Below are 317 nucleotides of genomic sequence, written 5' to 3'. Positions count from 1 at the left end.
CTGCGTCTGAAGGAAGCCGGCAAGGCGAGCGAAGTGGTGGTGGTTTCGATCGGTCCGGCCCAGGCGGCCGAGACGCTGCGCTCGGGCCTGGCCATGGGCGCCGACCGTGGCATCCTGGTCAAGACCGATGCCACCGTCGAGCCGCTGGCTGTCGCCAAGCTCTTGAAGGCTGTGATCGGCAATGAGAGCCCGGGTCTGGTCATCCTCGGCAAGCAGGCCATCGACGACGACATGAACGCCACCGGCCAGATGCTGGCGGCGCTGCTGGGCTGGCCGCAGGGCACCTTCGCCTCCAAGCTCGAGGTGGGCGGCGACAA

At 68.1% G+C, this 317-nt stretch carries 1 pseudogene; it reads left to right on the top strand.

Annotation, left to right across the window (positions count from 1 at the left end):
• Positions 1-317 (top strand): annotated as a pseudogene (locus BA190_RS34910) (electron transfer flavoprotein subunit beta/FixA family protein); the annotation flags it as partial.

Origin of the sequence: Labrys sp. WJW, from assembly GCF_001676615.1 — a bacterium.
In the GTDB taxonomy this organism is placed as follows: Bacteria; Pseudomonadota; Alphaproteobacteria; order Rhizobiales; family Labraceae; genus Labrys; species Labrys sedimenti.
This window is presented reverse-complemented; position numbering and strand designations above follow the sequence as displayed.